Source organism: Actinacidiphila glaucinigra (genome assembly GCF_900188405.1).
Classification (GTDB): domain Bacteria; phylum Actinomycetota; class Actinomycetes; order Streptomycetales; family Streptomycetaceae; genus Actinacidiphila; species Actinacidiphila glaucinigra.
This window is the reverse complement of the sequence record NZ_FZOF01000016.1, coordinates 131241-149308: the sequence shown is the minus strand read 5'-3', so window position 1 is coordinate 149308 and position 18068 is coordinate 131241. Positions and strand designations below refer to the sequence as shown.

The window sequence follows — 18068 nt, the reverse complement described above, 5'->3', positions numbered from 1 at the left end:
ACGGTGCGGGCGCTTTCTCTTGTGAATCTTCTTCTTGGGAGGCATCAGGCTCTGCTTCGTTCGGTACGGGCAGTTGATCAGGGCACGGCAGTGTGGTCATAGCGCAGAACTGTGGCGGTCGAGGCGCGGGGCGGTAGTCCGGAAGTCGTCGAGGAGTTCGACCGCGGCACGGGAGCGGATGGCCTCGAGTTCGCCGCCGCTCGTCACTGAAGTCCGACGCGGCAGCGCCTCCACCGGGGGCACGAGGTGCCGCGGCACCTGCGCGGGCATGAGGTATCGCGACTGGTCGAGTGGCAACCGATAGAAGACGTCCCAGCCAGCCTCGTCACCCAGCGCACCACGGATGCGCTCCTCGGCCAAGTTCAGGGCGGCCTGGGCCTTGGCATCGCCCTCCCGCTGGCGGAATATCTCCCTACAGCGCTCCTCCCACGAGTCAGCACCGTGGTCGAGGCCGATTTCGAGGAAGGGATTACCGAACGGGCCGCGGTCGTTCCGCCTCGTCCCCCTCCAGGCACGCAAGAGTCGCAGGTTGCGTTCGGCGACAGGACCCTGCTCGGCGGCCTTCTCGGCGTACTCCTCTGCGGAATCGAGCATTCTGTCCCTCCTTGCGGGCGACTCGGCCCGTTCGCTCTGTACCGCGGCCACGTACGCCGCGATGGCGAATCCCTCGTGCGCCAACTCCGCGGGGACCCTCCGGCCGCTGCCGCCACGGATGAGGGAGTGCGCCTGCACTGCAGCCGCCTCTACCTCGCCCGTCCTGACCAGGTCGTAGGCCCGATTCACGCCGACGAGCGCGTAGAAAGGACTGCGCCCGGCATCTACGAGCTCCCGCGGTTTCCACAAAGTGGCCATCAGACGCCAGAGCCCACGGTCCTCGACCATGCTCAGTGGCCACTGCCCCGACACGGCGCCCGACTTGAGATCGCGCAATTCGATCTGCTGGGCACGCGGCAGAGCCGCGTCGAGTACGTCAAGGGCTGCCACGTCACCGTCCAGGACGACGTCGTACATGAGGTCCCACACGTCGTCCGGTTCCTGCCGGGTGAGCGTCTCACCGCGCAGGAAGGACTGTCGGCGTAGATAGGACTGCCAGTCGAGCCGTGCTGCCTCCCCGTCGGTGATCTTCTCGGGAGCGAGACGCGCGCGCAGGTAGAGACTCTCCTCCTCCTCGCGTACTTTCCAGGGCGCGTCCTCGGCCAGCAGACCACCGTGGTCGACCAGATCGTCGATGACAGTCAGGGGGGCCCAGGCGAGGAGTCCGTCCATGAAGCGGTTGGGTATGGGGACAGCGCCACGGGTTGCGGCGGTCGCGAAGAGAGAGAAGGCGGGGCCGTCTGTGACCGCGTGGGAACGCTTGCTGACGAGATCCAGGCCGGGCGCGTTCGAACAGAGCAGTCGGCAGCGATCCAGGCCCGCCTCGTTGAACCATCGCACCCCCGTGCCCCAAAGGTTGCGCATGTGGCCGAGGACCGACGCCGACGGCAGGTGGCTCAGCCCGGAGCGGACCGCGGGCAGCAAATCCTCGCGGTGCGGATCCCCTTCGAGTGCCCGAGTGAGTACCGCCCTTTCCGCCTCGGGTACCCCGGCAACGGCCACTGTTTCCGTGAGCATGGCAAGCACGGCATCTACGGCCTCGCCACCCCCGACGCCAAGCCAACGCCACTTGCGCTGAACGAAACCACTCACCCCTGGGGGCTCCTGGCTCTCTCGGCGCGTATCTGCCCGCGCCAGGCGCTCTCGTTCGGCGGCTTTCGCTGCTTGCCGGGCGGCGACCGGGTCCGTCATGTCGTACACGCCCGACAGGTTATCCCTGCGGTCTGACAATCCAAATGGGCTCGTACGTATCGTGACCTTGGACGACGAGCGGTTCGGGCCACCCGCCGCGTGCCGTACGACAGGGTTCTTCTCCGTACTCCCCCCAACAGTTGTTCAGATGCCTGATCTTGTCGACGTCCGACTGCGGCAGTGGATCGTGGCTGTTGCAGTGCATGACGTTGTTGCGGATCCGGCGGATCTCCTCCAGCCTCGCTATGAATACCAGCGATCGAGTGGCCACCCAAGCTGTTCCCACAGCCCTGGGGTTGGCGTGCACGCTTGAACCACCAAGGCCCACCGTCCGGATCGGCGGGGCCTTGGTCGACGAGATCAGTAGTTGGCGTTGGCGATGATGTCGCCGTCCTGGCCGTAGACGGTCACGAGTCCGTTCTCGGACTCGTAGCAGGACGTGAACGCAGAGGCGATGAGCTTCGCGTCACCCTGGTTGTCACTCATGAGCCCGCCAGTGAAATCGGTGTAGACCTCCGCCGAGTCCAGGATGTCGTTCCGCTTATCCGCGCCGGTCACCTTCGTCACGTGCTGGACGGCCTTCTTCTCCGTGGCCGTGCCGGACTTGGCGACGCAGGCCTTGAACTGCTCGGCCTGCGTCTTCGTCTTCTGCGCGGGCGTCGCCTTGGCCTTGGTGGAATCCGGCGTGCGGCCGGCGGTGACGGCCTTGTCCTTGGCGCTGGTGTCGGTGGCGTCGCCGTTTCCGCCGCCGGCCGCAGCGGCGATGCCGATCAGAACGAAGAGGGCGACGACGCCGAGGCAGCCCAAGCCGACGATCTTCCCCGCCTTCGACTTCTTCGGCGGCTGCGGCTGGAACGGCGCAGGGCCGTAGCCCTGCTGCTGCGGGCCGCCCCAACCGGGCTGGGGCTGCTGCGGGTACTGCTGCTGGCTCATGGTCCCTCCAGGGGATGTGGTAGGTGCACCTTGCGGGTGCGTGTGGCGTGTGAAGCTGGAATGTGTTTCAGGCCGCCCAGGCGGCGAGCGCGCCTGTGGCCCACAGCGGGACCAAGCGCGGGAGTTCGGTGCACGGGACGGTGCCGCGTACGCAGCGCAGGCCTAGCTTGGCCAGGGAGTCAGCGGCCTCGTTGAGGGGGTGGCCGACGTGGGCCTTCTCGTGGACGAACGTCAGGTGCGGGGTGTACTCGGCGAGCAGCTGCAGCTTGAGCAGGCTGGGCCTGCGGCCCTGGGAGCGCAGGTGGGTGTCGTAGCCCTCGGGCATGTCCGTCCCGCCCTGCTGCCAGCTGTGCAGGTGCCGCAGCGCCTGCAGGTTGTCCACGCGGACCTCGATGGGCTGGCCCGGGTGCGTGTGGAGAACCGCCTTGAGTCCCCAGTACACGGCACGCAGTTCGGTGACGACCACGCGGGAGCCGGGGCGCACGAGGTGCTTCGGGTAGAGGTGGGCACGCAGGCCGGTGTGGCCGGTGGTGGCCAGGTAGCCAGAGGCCACCCGGTCCGGGCCGACCGAGGCGTCCGTGGCGAGCACGATCGGCCCGGCGGCAGCCTCGACCTTGTCGTTCACGCACACCTGGCGGCGAGTGGAGGCGGCGGGGCGATGTGCGTGGACAACGGGAGAACGACGACCCATGACAGACGTACCTCCTTGCTTGGCATCGGAGCAGCGGGAAAGGGGCGGGGCGCGTGACGCCCGCCAGGGGTCATGCGGGTCAGGCGCCGGCAGCGGTTGCCGGGTAGGCCTGGCCGTAAACGGTGAGGAACAGCTCCAGGTCGGCGCGCTCGTCGGGCGCGATGTGGCCTGAGGCGAGGCGGGCGCGGGCCTCACGGTGGGCGCGGCACAGGTAGCCGCTGCACTCCAGGTGGCGCCACAGGAGGCGGAATGCCTGCTGGTGGTCGTAGAGGGTCGTCTCGTAGGACGTGCCGGTGATGTGGCGGGCCTGGACCAGGAGGGCCTGGAAGTTCTGCCCGGCGTCGCGCTTCAGCAGGCACGCCAGGTGGCGGTGGTAGACGGTCAGTTCGGGCTCGCCTGTCTCGGTCAAGCAGGTTTCTCCACTCATGAGGCCTCGTCTGCTGTTCCAGGGCAGGCCAAAACGGCCGTAAACGACCCCGGGGCACTTCCGTCGACCAGCGCCACCGGAAGCATCTACAGACAAATATTACACTGAAAGCACTGTCAAACCATCTTGCGAACTTAGTCAGAGGTGTAGGGTGGTCGCTGTCCCCGATGAGAGGTGAGAACAGGTCATGGCCCAGCCGTCAGCCCAGGTGACAGCCGCGGAGATCTCCCGCATCGCAGGGGTCACGCGCGCCACCGTCAGCAACTGGCGCCGCCGGCACGACGACTTCCCAGCACCAGCCGGCGGCACCGAGACCAGCCCGCTCTACGACCTGGAAACCGTGCGCGCCTGGCTGAGCTCCCGCGGCCAAACCACCGCCGCCGCCCCCGCCGAAGAGCTGCGCACCCAGCTGCGACTGCGCCCCGCGGGTGCCGACTCGGCCGTACCGCTGCTCCCCCTGGTCCTCGCCACCTCCCGGTGGTCCCCGGACAACCTGACCGCGCTGTCCGAGCTACCAGATGCTGACCTCGCCACACGCGCCGACGCCGCCGTCGCCGAGCTCGCCGACACTGTGCCGCAGACCGAGGCCGCCCCCTTCACGGCAGCCGACGCAGGCATCGTGCGGGCGCTGATCCACTGTGTACGGGAGGAAGGCGCTCAGGCCGCCCTCGACGTACTCGCAGAGCGGGAACTGGAAGACAGCGCCTCCACCGGCACCTACCAGACCCCCGACCGGCTGGCCGACCTCATGGCACGCCTGCTACCCGCGGACACGGCCCGGGTCCTGGACCCCGCGTGCGGCAGCGGCACCCTGCTGGCCGCCGCCGCACACCACGGCGCCCACGAGCTGTACGGCCAAGACGCCCTGCCTGTGCAGGCACAACGCAGCGCAGTACGCCTCCTGCTGGCCGCGCCCGATGCGGCGGTGGCCATACAGGCCGACGACAGCCTGCGCCACGACGCCTTCCCCCAGCCCCTAATGGATGCGGTGCTGTGCAACCCGCCCTACGGCGACCGCGACTGGGGCCATGACGAACTGGCCTACGACCCCCGCTGGGCCTACGGCGTCCCACCGCGCATGGAATCCGAACTCGCCTGGACCCAACACGCCCTGGCCCACCTGCGCCCCGGCGGGTATGCGGTGCTGCTACTGCCCCCCGCCACCGCCGCACGCTCCTCAGGCCGCCGCGTGCGCGCCGAACTGGTGCGTGGTGGCACCCTGCGCGCCGTCGTCGCCCTGCCGTCCGGCGCGGCCGCGCCCCTGCACATCGGACTCCAGCTGTGGATCCTGCAGACCCCGGATCCGTATGGCCCGGACCACACCTCGGTCTTGTTTGTGGACGCAGACGCCGAGCGTCAGCAGGACAGGCCACGCAGCCGGGCCGGGAGCACACTCAGTTCGTCCGGGACGCGCCGACGCCGCGACGCCCTCGACTGGGACGAATTGACCGACACAGTGCTGGACCACTGGACGGCCTTCCGCGCCAGCCCGCAGTCCTTCTCCGACGAGCCCGGCATCGCCCGGGCAGTCCCCGTACTGGACCTCCTCGACGAGATCGTCGACCTCACCCCAGCCCGCCAGGTCCGTGCCCTGCCCGCCGACATCGACCCAGCTCAGGTAGCACGGCAGGCTGATCACTGCCGCAGGCAGTTGACCGAGCACGCCGGCCTCCTTGACCAGGCCGCTCAAGGCACGTGGCGGCCCACCGGTGACTCCCCACGGCAGTGGCGCACGGCCACCGTCTCCGACCTCGCCCGCGGTGGCGCCCTGGAGATCCTGCGGGCAGCGACCGATTCCCGGGAGAAGACCGAGGGCGCGCAATGGAGGGCCGAGAACGCCGGACGGCTGGTTCTCTACGGCACCGACATCACGGACGGCGTACCCGCCTCCAGCACGTTCCTCGACAGCGTGCCCTTGAAGTCGTCACCGGTCATCGCCGAAGGGGACATTCTGGTACGCATGTTCCCAGGGGACGGCATGAGCACGGCCCGACTGGCCGACGAACAAGACATCGGTGTGCTGCTCGGGCATGACCTCTACCTCCTGCGTCCCGACCCGACACGATTGGACCCCTGGTTCCTCACGGGCTTCGTCGGCGCGCACGACAACATCACCGGGGCATCCACCGGCAGCACCTCCGTCCACCTCCAACCCGGCCGGCTGCGCGTACCGCTGTTGCCCCTGCAGGAGCAACACCGCTACGGCGAAGCCTTCCGCCGCGTCCACGAACTACGCACTGCCGCCCGCCAGACCACCGAACTGGCCCGGGAGTACGCGGATCTCCTGACCACCGGCCTGACAGCGGGCGCACTGCTCCCACCCGAGACTGTATCGACCTGACGCACTGACACACTTCTTCACTCATCAACCACACTCGGCCATACCCACCTCCTCGCCCGGTGAGGCGGCTCGGAAAAAACGGCTGGTTGGGCTTGGACAAACCCCGTCGATCCTGTGGATAAGCCGTTTGGGTACGTGCCGGCGTCGAGAAGACGGTGCAGTTCGTCCCGCACCTGAGGAGCATTGGCCGGGAAGCCCAGGGCTGAGGCGGGTACCCGGGGCCCCACACGCAAGCCCTGCACGAACGCCCCATCGGCTATTCGAGCAATAATCGAATGATGCGCAATCGGGAAACGCCGCGGCGACCAATTGGCTGGTGCGGGACGCTTTGACTGGTGCGCAAGCAGCGTTCGCCAGAGTACGCAGTAGCCGACACCCGACGGGCTCGAGATCATCTCCTTCAGTCCCGCAGGCTGATCGTCCCTCGCCGTCTGTGCCCGTCGAACTTCGATCGGTCGACCGGAGGACGCGGAGCCGGCTTGGCCGCGGCGAGCACAATGACCTCCCGCCCGGACAAAGCCATGCGCCACTGCCCGAGATCCGGCCTGCTTCCGTACTGTCCCGCTGCCTGGCCGAGGAGACGCCGGACAGCGGCCTCTTGGCGCTCGTCGAGCACGCCGGGCTGCGGTGCAAAGGGCTTGTCGGGTGCCGCGTACGCATCCATGGAGAGGATGCGGCACACCGCCAGCGCCGCCTTGTACCGGTCACTGTCCACAGTGACCGTCCCGGGTGGGGCCTTCGGGTCGTTCCAGTCGATCGTGTCCGCCTGGGCGAGTACCGGTGCACGGCCCGCGAGCCGGGCGCCGTCGCAGTCCAGAAGATATACGGCCGGCGCAGGCCATACCGTCCACAGTACGTTCGCCTGGGAGAGGTCGCCGAGCACAAGACCCATGGTGTGCAGCCGCTCGAGCAGCTCGACGAGGGCGACGGCCAGCCCATGCCGCTCCGTCGGGTTCGGCTGTGCCACCGACTGCCAGGCGGGCTTCGGGCTGCGCAGCAGATAGGCGAGTTCGGTGAGCTTGGTGCCGCCCTTCAGTGTGTGCCACGTCATCGTGGCAGGCGCCTGATTCATGAGGAATCCGGTCACGCGGCTGCCGTCGGTGACACGGCACAGCGGCCAGGCCGCCTCCGTGTCCAGCCGGTCCCGCTGCCCCGGCTCCAGGAGCCTCCTGATGTCTACCAGTGCGGCCAAGGCGTCGCCGTCGACCCGGTGGGGCTCGCGGTAGCTCTTGTAGAGAACCCCCGGTCGGCCTTCGACGGTGTGCACCTCACCTTGGCCGCCGTCGCCGACGCGGTCGAGGAGCCGCAGCGAGGCGAGCGCGACGTCGGCGCCGTTCTCGTGACTCATGCCGCGCCGTCCCAGAGGCAGATCGCAGTGCGGTCGTCGTCGTACGACTTCACTCGGAACTGCACCTGCCAGAGGAAGTCAGCAGGCTCCGGGGCCATGCCCGTTCCCCAGGCGTCACCGAGGAATTCGCGCATCCCTGCGTCCCCGGCCAGCGGCGTGGACAGTCCGTCCGTGCACAGGACGAGGACGTCGCCGGGCGCGGCCGAGTTGAAAATGCGGGTCTCGGCGTATCGTGCCCCCGGCAACGCCGCCGTCTTGGTGTCGATGACTCCCATCCCGCCGGCCTGCTCATCGAACAGGTCGACGTTCCAGACCCCGTCCCGTAGCCGGGCGACACCGCCATCCCCGACGGCGAAGAAGCCGCGGTTGCGTACTGTCGGGTCCAGGGGGACCAGCAGTGCGCGAAGTGTCGTGGCGTACGCCTCCGGTCGGTGCTCACGCCGGGCCGCCATCTGGGCGAGGCCCTCGGCCGTACTGCCCACCGCGGAGTTCACCAGTGCGGTGAATCTCATCTCATCCCCGTCGCGCACCGCGCACAGCAGGTCGTCGACACTCCGCTGGAGAAAATGGGCAATGTGCCTGCACGCTTCATTGGAACCGACGTGCGAGCGACTTGCCGAACCCACCCCGTCGGCGACAGTGAGCAGAAGCAGACCGTCGTCCTCGCCCCCGAGCCGGGCGACGCACAGCGCGTCTTGGCGGGGCTCTCTCCCATACCGGTGCGAGTCACCTCGGACGGACGCAGCGCGCACGACCAATGGCCCGTGAGAGGCGCCATCCACGACGATGTCGGGAAGCACAGCACCATCGACATCGTCACCAACCGACGGCAGGGCCCCTGGACGAGGGAGGTACGACGGAGGCCGGGGCCCACTGTGCTGGGGGACGCCCAGCACAACGACGGAATCGCGTCGAGGCTCCTGCGTCGCATTCGACGGTGGTGAGGGCGGCGTTGCGGGCGCGTTCTCCGCCACTGCCTCGGGCACTGGCCCGGGGGGAGCAAGAAGTTCCCGTATGTCCGGCCTTCTCACCTCTGCAGGATACGAACCGACCGCCTCATCAGGCACGTTCGGGAGCTGCCGTCCGGTATCCACGTTCTCCTGGTGCATGGCCGGCCTCAGAGCTTGTCGAGGGAGACGGTCGAAAATCCGGGCACGGTCTCGTCGACAGCGAGGGCGAACCCACCACTCCCGTCCGCGGGAATACTGCTCGCGGACCGTACGATCGACCGTGTGAGGCTGGCCGCGAACTCACGCAGGGCCTGGGCGGGAGACACGCTGGCGTCCTGCTGCATGAACGCCCGGAAATTGGCCACCTGGCTGATGGTCCCGGGGTCGGCTTCACCAATGCCGAAAGCGATGATCTTCGGGCCGTACCGGGCTTGCACAAGCTCCTTGTGGGCCTGCTCCCAGCCCGCGTCCGTGGGGATGCCGTCCGAGAGGAAGAAGACGACGGGGCGGTAGACCTCGTGCCCTTGTCCCTTCAGGGTCGTGACGTCCCCCTCGATGCACCGCAAGAGCGCGCGGAAAGCCTCGCCGTATGCCGTCAGTCCACCGCCCGCCAATGCGGGCAACGAGTCGATGTCGCTGAGATCCACCAACGGCTGGAGCACCTTCGCATCGTCCGAGAAGCCGATCAGGCAGAACCTGGTCTTGTCGGCGACCGTCGGGTTGGTGCTGATCTCCTGATGCAGTTCGGGCAAGGCCTTGTTCATGGCGTCGATGTTGGGACCGATCATGGAACCCGACTCATCACAGACCAGGTAGAAAGGAAGGATCTGCACGGTTACGCACCTCCGGGCGGGTGGTGATCAGTAGCTGTAGAAGTAGATCTCGATGTCGGCGTGGCCCGCGGAGGCCCCGCCCTTCCAGAAGTCGCGCGTGGTTGCGCCCTTGAACATGTCGGGGCGGGCCTTCGCCAACAGCGCATTGACCTCGTGGGCGTACTCACCACCAGGACCGGGGTCCGCGTGACGTCCGAACGTCAGGACGAAGGCCGCCTGCCGCCCGGCGTACGGAGCCGTCACGCTGCGCAGTCGTCGCACGATGCGATCCCGGTCACCTGGTGCGGCGTCGATGGACACCCTCACCGGCTTCCGCAAAACCGCACGCGGTCCGGTGTGGGAGGGCCGGGGTTTCGGCGATGCGGACACCGTCGGGGCGTGAGGTTTCGCGGAGCTTGCGGCTTTGACCGGGTCGCCTTGGTCACCCATGGCGACCAAGGCGAGGACCAGGAGCATGTCCGCGAAGAGCCAGCCTGCAAGGTGCAGCGGGTTGAACATCCCGCGGCGGGCGGTTCCGGCGCTCACCGCGACGTGACCGGAATCGGGACCACGCTGTCGGCGGAGGAGGCTCCGGGCTCGTTCGGCTTGGGCAGGTCGACCACCAGCTCCGCGAACCGCTCCGCCGCCTCGCGCAGCGCGCGCGTCTGATCGTCCAGTCGCAGAACCGCCTGCTGCGAGGCGGCGACAGCCCGCGCGGTCTCCTCGGTCACCTGCGCAAGGCGATCGAGCACCTGTGCCGATACATCCGTAGCGACTTCCGTCGCCGTGGTGAACGAGCGCTGCGAAGCGGCCAGGACTTGAACCGAGTCCTCGACCCTCTCGCTGGCGCGGCCCAGAGCGTCACGGACTTCGCCGTTGAGACCGCGTACATCCTCAAGCGCCTGACGAACCATGACGCCACTACCGTTCACCGCAGCCTCGACGCGCTGCCCGGCCGCCTCCAGCGGAGCTGCCAGCGAGGACATGGCCTTCCCGACCTCAGTCCCGTTGGTGCGCACGGCGGTTTCGATCCGTGCGGCGGCCTCCTCCAGTGGGCGCACGGCACCGTCGACATCGGCGAGCCTGCGCTCGGCGCTGTCCACCGCGTCGCTGACGGTGGTTGCGGCGGACGCCAGGTGCTTCTGGGTTCTAATCGCCTTGTCTCCCAGGCGTCCCAGCGTCGCAGCCGCCCCGGTCAGCTCCGCGGCGAAACGGACCGGGGAGGACAGTCGCTGCTCGTTCAACACCAGTTGTGCCCGAGTCAGGATGGGCACGAGCTGAGCCATGAGGTTGTCGGCCGCGTGCTGAGCGGCGGTTTCCCGCCGGTCGTTCTGAGCTCGGCGTGCGCCGTGTGCTGCCGCCAGCAGGAAAAGCAGCAGGATCGCGCCCGTAGCCGTACCTGCGACATGCCCGAACGTGAACCAGCCGGTCAGCCTGCCCTCGAAGCCGGACTGCCAGAGCTGGAGAAACGGCCGGGCCGCCATCTTCGGGTCCGAGCCGATCAACGCTTCGTAGGCGCTGGAGGCCTTCGTCAACCCGAACCAGGTCAGCAGCAGCGGCACGAAGACCAATGCGCCGAGTACGGCTTCCAGCCAGCTCCAGAACTGCCGCCGCGGTTCATCGCGGACGATCGCGCTCAGGCTTTCCGGCCGGGCGAACGCATGAAGGAGGTCAAGTTCGGTCCACGGCTCCAGTGCCGAGCTGCTGTGGCCCTGGAGGGCGTCCGCGAGCAGCCTCAGTTCGTCACGCCTCGAAGCAAGTCCTGGCTGATCAGCGACGTCTCTGATTTGTTTGGCGACCATAGAACGGTCTGCCACAGCCCCTACGGGCATTCCCACCCCTATGAGAGATCACGAAGCGGCAGCGGCTCGATCACTGCCTGATCGGCATGCACCGCGCCTGCTCATCCGTCCTGGGAACTCCCCATTCCCGGTCACGGAGCGCCGATGCTAGCGCAAGGCGTGGCCGGAAACACACTGTCCGGAACATCTCGGTGACAGCGGAGACCGGGCATGAACAGGGAGGAGAGCCAGCCGGAGTCATCCTGCCCAGGTCCCCGCAGGGACGCGTAAGGCCCACCTCTGGCGGCGGCCTGCGAGTCCTCCCCACCCGAAGCACTGCCGCCAGGAGCAGGGAGAGACGTGCCTGTCCGTTCAATCCGGATAGGGCCTGAGCACGCCCAGGCGCTGGAGTTCCACGATGTGCTCCGCCGCACGGCGCGGTGCATCACCACCAGTCACGAGTACCCCCGCCTCGATATTGCGCCGTGCCGCGGACTCCGTCAGGTTGGCACTGCCGAGGAAGAGCTTGCGTCGGTCGGCGACCGCGAGCTTGGCGTGCTGTCGGGAGTGAGCGTGACCGGTCGCGTCACGTGCCCAGTGCCACAGGCGCAACCCGGGTACGGGTGCGAACGCCTCAGCGGGTTCCCTACCTGAGAGGAGTCCACGGGCGCCGGCCAATGTCTCCACCACGACATGGATCTTTACGCCCCGCGCCGCGGCGTCCGCCAGGGCCTGCGTCAGTGCCGGATACGGCCGGGCCGCGTACGTCATGGCCAACAACTCGTCACGAGCCTCTTTGATCACGCCGACGAGCACTTGGGCAGTCGCGCGCACCGGAACGGCCGGTGTCGAGGGCCCGCTCCACACCGTGCGGACCTGCACCTTGTCCCGGGCACGCAGCATGGCGGCGACATAGCCCCGCAAGTAGGCAGCCGCCTCCGTGGAAGGCACCGACTCCGCGGTCATCGCGTCGTACAGCCTCGCGACGGCCTCCGTGACTCCGGGCGTCGCCAGCTCCGCCAAGGCACGCTCCTTGCCGCGCCCTCGAGACAACAGGCCGGCGAGGTCCTTGCCGCGAGAGAGGCCGAGGGCCGCCACAGCGTCTTCCGCGGCGGCCTCGAACTCGCGGCGGCTCACGGCAGCAGACCAACGGGTGTGAGTACCTGTTCCTTGTCTCCGGAGAGCGGGACGAGGAATCGACGGTCCAAAAACCGATTGGCACGCTCGCATGTGGTCTCGGATACGAAGAGGCAGACGTGGCATGCGGCGCCATGGAGGTAGTCACCCGGGTCGCGCGGCAGCCGCTCGGAGCAGAGGGGGTCTGCCGAGCAGTGTCCGGCGTCGGCCAGCGCGCGGCGGACGATCCGGTCGAAGTCACGCTCTTCGGCCAGGGAAACCAGCCCTCCGAGGGTGCCCTCGGAGTCCGGAACCGCGGTGTAGATGAGGATGCCCGTCCTCGGGTTCTGTTCGTCGCCAGCATAGATCCGCTCGGCGAGCGAGGCCGAGTTGTAGCCGCATTCCAGAGCGATGGTGCGGATCAGCAAGTGGGAGAGGGTGTGCAGGGCGATGTACCGCGCTCCGGGCCAGCCGTGGAGAGGGTCGAAGTCACTCGTCATGCGGTCCGACTTGCGGTTGGCACGGAATCGGCCGTACGCCTCCTTGTGCTCGTCCATCTGGGGCGACTTCTCCATTCGCGTCACCCACTCGGCCATGAGGTCGTCCCGTACACGGAGGAAGATGCCCTCTCCGCGCACCTCGCTGGCCGGCACCCAATTCTGCGTACCGCGGGACAGATCGACACGGGTGGCGATCTCCGGCGACTCGGGATCCGGGGCGTCAAGCCGGGTGAACCCGATCAGGGCGCGCGCCTCACGCAGCCGCTCGACCTGGCGTACGTCGCCGAAGAGATCGCTGAGAGGGACGGGAATGGGGACCTGCCGCAGGGCGAAGTCGTCACTGGGTGGCGGCACCGAGCCGGACAGCGCGTCCCATTCAGGTCCGAAGAGATCGGCCTGGACGTCGGGCGCGGAGGGAGCCGGTCCATTGCTCCCCTGTTTGCGGGCCGTGATCGCCGCGACGACCATGTCACCGTCGAACTCCGCGAGGAAACCGAACTTCGGCATGCTCGCCATGAAGTCGAACTGACCGCGGTCGCCGATGATTTGCAAGTCAGGCCAGTGGTTGTCGAGGAGCTTGTCGACGTCACCACCCGGAGCCTTGGGAAGGGCCAGCGCGCTGAGTGTGAGCGGGAACCACTGATTGGACGCACCGGCCACCATCAGGACCGCATCTTGAACGCAACCCTTCGCCTCGAACGTGCCGAGGTGCGCGTGCCGTCCACGGCACTGTGGCAGGTTGCGCCGGCCGCGCTCGCCCATCGCTTCCCGGATATTGCGCTTCTCGCCACAAGCCACGCACTCGATAGTGACGTTGGCGGCCTGGTTGCCGCCGTGGTCCTTCATGCGCAGCTTAGGACGGGGGGTCTTACTACACGCCTGTCCGTGGTGGACGTACACGGTGTACGGAAATTCGTCGAGATGACCGGCGGTACAGACGAGTGTGAAACGGGCGGCCACGGCGAGTGGTTTCCCTCGCTTACAGTCGTGAACGAACTTCGCCTCGTGCGGAGTACGCGGGTTGGAGTTGACGAAGGTGAACTCCCCGGAGTCCACAGCGGCCAGCACATTGCAGGCGGTACAGCGGAGCCACTGGGGAAACGGTGTGACGGGCACGCCTACACCCTGTGCGGCCCAGCCCCTGGGGTCCGTATCGCCACCTTCCAGCCACGGGGCGGCGCGCAACTGCTCGATCTGTCCGCGCCCATAACGCTGGAGGGATCGGTTGACGGCGGCGCGCAGCCTGGGCTCGTCGATGTCGTAGTCGGTGATGCCGGAATAGCTCCAGGAGTCGGTTCCCTTGACGAGAACCGAGAAGTTCGGCAGGTCGACGAGGGAACCGATGCCAGCGGTGAACATGAGATGGCTGGGGCGTACGGAGCCGACCCTGCGATTGCCGTGGGTGCTCATTGCTGTGCCTTCCTGGCCGTCTCGGCCGTGGTGGGCCCGTACTCGTCGCTGTCCACGGTGGCCGCCGTGTCGGGGTCGCTTTCGCCATCGGTGCCGGACGCGCCGAAGTTCCAGTCCGGGCCGCCGCCCGAGGGTTCTTCGAGGAACGCCCCGCCGCCGGGCAGCAGGAGGTTGATCTCGTTCTCCGTCTCGCGCATCGACATGCCGACGGTCAGCTCGGTCCACTGGGTGCCGTCCGCCCGCCTCAGAAGCCCGTTCACGATCGTCGTCTTGCGCTTCTCCTTGCGGTAGCCGAGTGCCGAACTGTTCTCGTCGCGTTTGCGGCGCCATTCGTCCTTCAGGCGGTCCAGGCGTTCGCTCAGGTATTGGCGCGGCCGCTCGCCTCCCACCCGTTCGGCCCGTTCGAGGAGGCGACGTTCGACGTCCTGGGCGATGGGTCCGCCGAGGTCGACATGGTGGGCATCGAGGTTGCGAGAGGTGTCGTACGCCGCGTGCCGTAGTGCGGCGACATAGGTGGCGGCGATGCCCCGGTCGAGGGCGCGGCGGGTGAACGGGGTGACGGAGAGAGCTTCGACCTGTCGGTAGAACGTGGCGTGGTAGTGCTCGAAGTCCTCGTAGTGGGCGAGGTCCCGGGGGCGTGACCAGTTGTAGAGGGTCACGACGAGCCCTGGCCGCCTGGCGTCACGGCCCACACGCGAGGACGCCTGGATGTACTCGGCGGTGTTCTTGGGCTGGCCGACGACGAGCATCAGACCGAACCGCGAGACGTCGACACCCACCTGCAGCATGGAGGTGGCAAGGACGACATCGACGGCCTGTCGGGCCGCCGGCGTCATGGCAGCACGGGGTTCCCGCTTTTCCTTCATCGATGCCGCGTACTCTCGAAGGAATGCGCGCCGTCGGTCCGAGGTGTCCCGTTCGGGATCGAACTCGATCTCCAGCCGCTTGAGGGCCGCGCCGATGTCAGCCGAGGAAATACGCGAGGTCAGTTCCTGGATGCTGAGCATGCCGGCTCTGCTCACAATGCGATCGGCCAGCGTTTCCTGGCCCTTTCGGCTGCCGTTGGAGCGCACACGGGTCGTGATGTCGTCGTCCATGTAACGCCGCATGCCTGCAAGTTCCCGGGTCGCGTTGAAGTACCCGACGAGCGTCATGTACGGGTCTGCCGGCTTGCCGTAGACGTCGAAGAGCTGCTGCCCGGCCAAGAGCAGGATCTCGGCGACCCGGATCTCGGCGGCCTTGAGGCGGGTACCGTGCGCGCACACGCCCAGGTAGCGGCGACCGGGGTTCTCGCGACTCAGCTCGACTTGCCGGGAGAAGAACGTGTCGCCGACGTCGAGCACTTGCGGAGGGAAGACCGCCACCTTGCGGCCGAAGACCCCGCGCACCTGATCCGCGGCCCGCTTGGTGGTCGCGGTCGATGCGACGATCTTCGGCCCGACCTCGTGGCGTCGTCCTCGGGAGTCGGTGACGTTCCAGGTGCACAGCTGATCGACGGCGGCTTCGAAGAGGCCGACGGTGGTGCCGAGCGCACCGGAGATCAGGTGGAGCTCGTCCTGAATGATCAGGTCCGGGGGACGCAGACGGGTGACGGGCTGTGCGGTGACACCGGGTAGATCGCCCTTCGCGTTGTGGCGGCTTCCGCATCCGGTCTTGGCGTCGAGGTCATCGTGGCGGTAGCCGTGGCGGGGGCAGAGCTCGGTGACCCTGCCGAACAGAAGACCCGCGTACCCGTTCCAGGGCAGCTGGGCGAACTTGTCCACCGTGGCGATCAGGAGGGACGGGGCGAGCCGGTAGATCTCCTCGTCGACGGTCAGCACGGGGATGCCCTCTCCCGGCGATTCACGACGGGAGAACGGACAGCGGTCCTCACCTTCACCACGCGGGCAGTACAACAGGACTCGCCGCCGACCTTCGTCGTACTCCATGTGGGAGCGGGCCGTCAGTCCGGTGCCGCACCACGGGCAGCTGAGCAGCTGCAGAACTCGGGCGTGTTTGTCGCTCGCGCTTTCCTTGGCGTCGGCGATCTGCTCCTTGGCCTCGTCGAACCAGTTGGGCGAGACCGAGGTACCCACCCAGAGTCCGATGCGGAACGGTGTGGCACCCCAACGTGGGTCCCGCGCGAACGCCTCTCGGCGCAGCACCTCGCAGGCGCTCACCAGCGCGGCGGCACGCTGGAACTGCTGGGCGGTCAGGAGACGGAGGGTGTAGCGCATGAGGACGCCCACACCGGCTTCACCGCTGCGTGCCTCCGTTCCCGAACCGACCGTTCCCTGCAGGCGCCGTAGCGCGAAGGTGTAGGCGGCGAGGCCGAGATACGCCTCGGTCTTGCCACCACCGGTCGGGAAGAACAGCAGGTCGACGAGGGCTTCCCGGCCAGTGCCGCGATGGGCGTGCTCGGGCTGGGTCAGGGAGTCGAGGTTCAGCAGGACGAAGGCAAGCTGGAAGGGGCGCCAGCTCGCGGCGTCCTTGCCCTTGGCGTAGACCTCGTCCGACGCCTCTTGGTACGAGGCGCGATCGTCCTCGCGGCCGGCGCGAGCGGCGGCGATGGCGGTGTTGCGACGCTGGAGTGCCATGGCACGGTTGGCGAACCGGAAGGCTTCCAGAGCCGTAGCGTCGGCCACGAGCCGATCGATACCCAGCGTTATGCGGTCGCAGATCTCCAGCGCCTGCTCGATGGCGGCTTCGGCTGACTCACGCAGGTCGTTCGGAAGCATGCGTGCCTTGTGGCGCTGCTGCTCCAGCCAGGTGCCGTAGCCGTCCGCGAGCGGGGCGAGCGCGGCGCTGAGTTCCGTCCGGCGGGCCGGCACCGCGAGCGCGGCCAGTTCGTCCATACCGAGCTCCAGCCCACCGAGAAGTTCCTGCTCCTCGAGGGTCGGTGCCGTGGTGGCTCGGACGTCGTACTCCGGCAGCCAGGTGGTCGTGAGGCGGTGCGCGTTGCGCTCGCCGTCACGGACCTGCGCGTGTACAGCGACATTGCGCCCGTTGGCGTGGCTGAGGCTGTCCCGGTAGAGGAGGCGAAGCCGCCGCTCCTCGCGGTCTTCGGGGGCATTGCCGCGGTTCCCGAGATCGAGCGGGTCGTCGACCGGTAGGAAGACCGCGGCCTGGTCGTCGGGAAAGGCCGTGACATCGATCTCGGGCTGGAAGAGCCAGTGGGTGTCGCGGGCTTCCCGGCTGTCCTGCTGCCGGTTCACCAGGGCCAGTTCGACGACGCGCAGGTCTTCGGCGCCGGCTCGCCCCCCGTGCTGCCGTACCTGCACGTCGAGGACGACGGCCCCGCCTTCGAGCTCGACGGTGTTCTCGGCCGCGCCGGTGACGTCGATGTCCACGGGATGTTCGACCGGCTCGCGGGACCAGACCCTGCGGATCGTGCCGCGATCCGTCGCTTCCTCCGACTGTGTGTAGCGGCCCCAGCGAACGAGGACGCTGAGAGTGCCGACAGAGGCGGGAACGGTGAAGGACAGGCCCATGGACGAAGCCCAGATGTGGCCGGCGGCTTGCGGGCTCAACCGGTCCTGAGGTTCGCCGTCATCGCCTTCCTGCTCGTCACCCGACTCGCCGTCCACGCTCTGGGCGGCCACGACCGCGATCTGGTCTGCGGTGACCGCCTGGGGCCGCGGACCGAGCATGCCCACGAGATACCGGTCACGCGGACCGGAGGAGGCGCTCGGCAGCGTCTCCGTCTCGCCGTCCCAGGGCCCGAGAAGATCACGGCGGATGTAGGTGACGAGTCCGTCCCGCACATCGAACGAGTCCCCGGCACGGAACGTCTGGGGCACTTCGTCGAGCGGGTGCGGGACAGCGGCCTGGGCAGGCTGGGCCGGCATTCGGTGGGTCCTTTCGGACGGTCCGGTGGGGCACGAACGTGGGGCAACGGTCGGCAACACGAGAAATATAGACCGTTGACTGAGTTCACACAACGAGTACGCGGTACTCCCTCGCTCATGGGTGCGACAAGTCTCTAGGCTGTCCCT

Annotated in this window: 13 protein-coding genes; 1 reads left to right on the top strand and 12 read right to left on the bottom strand. The window is 68.0% G+C overall.

Annotation, left to right across the window (positions count from 1 at the left end; all coding sequences use genetic code 11):
* Positions 1-96 precede the first annotated feature (96 nt).
* The 4 genes from CHF15_RS27370 to CHF15_RS27355 all read right to left on the bottom strand — a co-directional run bounded on the left by CHF15_RS27370 (position 97) and on the right by CHF15_RS27355 (position 3818).
* The gene (locus CHF15_RS27370) at positions 97-1785 is read right to left on the bottom strand and encodes a hypothetical protein (RefSeq protein WP_245939067.1); all 1689 of its coding nucleotides are present in this window, start codon (positions 1783-1785) and stop codon (positions 97-99) included.
* A gap of 360 nt (positions 1786-2145) precedes the next feature.
* Positions 2146-2718: a hypothetical protein gene (locus CHF15_RS27365; RefSeq protein WP_089226539.1), complete on the bottom strand. Its 573-nt coding sequence runs from the start codon at positions 2716-2718 to the stop codon at positions 2146-2148.
* A 67-nt stretch (positions 2719-2785) separates the two neighbouring features.
* On the bottom strand, positions 2786-3343 hold the full coding sequence (locus tag CHF15_RS27360; protein ID WP_089226538.1) for a ribonuclease HI: 558 nt from the start codon (positions 3341-3343) through the stop codon (positions 2786-2788).
* 145 nt (positions 3344-3488) lie between these two features.
* The gene (locus CHF15_RS27355) at positions 3489-3818 is read right to left on the bottom strand and encodes a hypothetical protein (protein WP_089226537.1); all 330 of its coding nucleotides are present in this window, start codon (positions 3816-3818) and stop codon (positions 3489-3491) included.
* A 205-nt stretch (positions 3819-4023) separates the two neighbouring features.
* Here CHF15_RS27355 and CHF15_RS27350 point away from each other — a divergent pair, with 205 nt between their 5' ends.
* On the top strand, positions 4024-6177 hold the full coding sequence (locus CHF15_RS27350; protein ID WP_179279985.1) for an N-6 DNA methylase: 2154 nt from the start codon (positions 4024-4026) through the stop codon (positions 6175-6177).
* Positions 6178-6577: 400 nt separating this feature from the next.
* Here CHF15_RS27350 and CHF15_RS27345 read toward each other — a convergent pair whose 3' ends face one another.
* The 8 genes from CHF15_RS27345 to drmA all read right to left on the bottom strand — a co-directional run bounded on the left by CHF15_RS27345 (position 6578) and on the right by drmA (position 17978).
* On the bottom strand, positions 6578-7525 hold the full coding sequence (locus CHF15_RS27345) for a hypothetical protein (protein WP_089226536.1): 948 nt from the start codon (positions 7523-7525) through the stop codon (positions 6578-6580).
* Positions 7522-8634: a protein phosphatase 2C domain-containing protein gene (locus CHF15_RS27340; RefSeq protein WP_089226535.1), complete on the bottom strand. Its 1113-nt coding sequence runs from the start codon at positions 8632-8634 to the stop codon at positions 7522-7524. Before CHF15_RS27340 ends, CHF15_RS27345 begins: the two co-directional genes overlap by 4 nt.
* Positions 8635-8642: 8 nt before the next feature.
* Complete coding sequence (locus tag CHF15_RS27335; RefSeq protein ID WP_089226534.1) at positions 8643-9308, bottom strand: vWA domain-containing protein; 666 nt, start codon at positions 9306-9308, stop codon at positions 8643-8645.
* A 27-nt stretch (positions 9309-9335) separates the two neighbouring features.
* A complete protein-coding gene (locus tag CHF15_RS45925) occupies positions 9336-9569 on the bottom strand; it encodes a hypothetical protein (RefSeq protein ID WP_245939061.1) in 234 nt (77 codons plus the stop codon).
* A 260-nt stretch (positions 9570-9829) separates the two neighbouring features.
* Complete coding sequence (locus CHF15_RS27325) at positions 9830-11089, bottom strand: methyl-accepting chemotaxis domain-containing protein (RefSeq protein ID WP_089226532.1); 1260 nt, start codon at positions 11087-11089, stop codon at positions 9830-9832.
* A 351-nt stretch (positions 11090-11440) separates the two neighbouring features.
* On the bottom strand, positions 11441-12205 hold the full coding sequence (gene drmC, locus CHF15_RS27320; protein ID WP_089226531.1) for a DISARM system phospholipase D-like protein DrmC: 765 nt from the start codon (positions 12203-12205) through the stop codon (positions 11441-11443).
* Complete coding sequence (gene drmB, locus CHF15_RS27315; RefSeq protein ID WP_089226530.1) at positions 12202-14094, bottom strand: DUF1998 domain-containing protein; 1893 nt, start codon at positions 14092-14094, stop codon at positions 12202-12204. The genes drmC and drmB overlap by 4 nt, the downstream gene beginning before the upstream one ends.
* Positions 14091-17978: a DISARM system helicase DrmA gene (gene drmA, locus CHF15_RS27310; RefSeq protein ID WP_410169663.1), complete on the bottom strand. Its 3888-nt coding sequence runs from the start codon at positions 17976-17978 to the stop codon at positions 14091-14093. Before drmA ends, drmB begins: the two co-directional genes overlap by 4 nt.
* Positions 17979-18068 lie beyond the last annotated feature (90 nt).